The sequence below is a fragment of the Emticicia sp. W12TSBA100-4 genome (genome assembly GCF_040253585.1).
In the GTDB taxonomy this organism is placed as follows: domain Bacteria; phylum Bacteroidota; class Bacteroidia; order Cytophagales; family Spirosomataceae; genus Emticicia.
The window spans coordinates 1-210 of the sequence record NZ_JBELAU010000128.1; the positions used below are offsets into that span (position 1 = coordinate 1).

The window sequence follows — 210 nt, forward strand, 5'->3', positions numbered from 1 at the left end:
TAGTGCTTCTCCAGTTACCAGATTTCTGTTCGGAATAAAAACTAAACTGTTATTTGAAATCAAATTAGCGTTTGCAGAAATTTTTATTTGTAAATCTAAATACTGATTCACCAACTTGTTTGAAATCTCATTAGTATCATACACTAATGATGAATTTTGCGAATAAAACGCCAATGAAAATATTTTCGTCGCACCAGTATTGGTGGCTGG

1 protein-coding gene is annotated in these 210 nt (G+C 31.9%); it reads right to left on the reverse strand.

The window, feature by feature from the left end; translation table 11 throughout:
• The coding region (locus ABR854_RS26075; RefSeq protein WP_350268764.1) for a hypothetical protein at nucleotides 1-210 on the reverse strand (210 nt) is incomplete at both ends.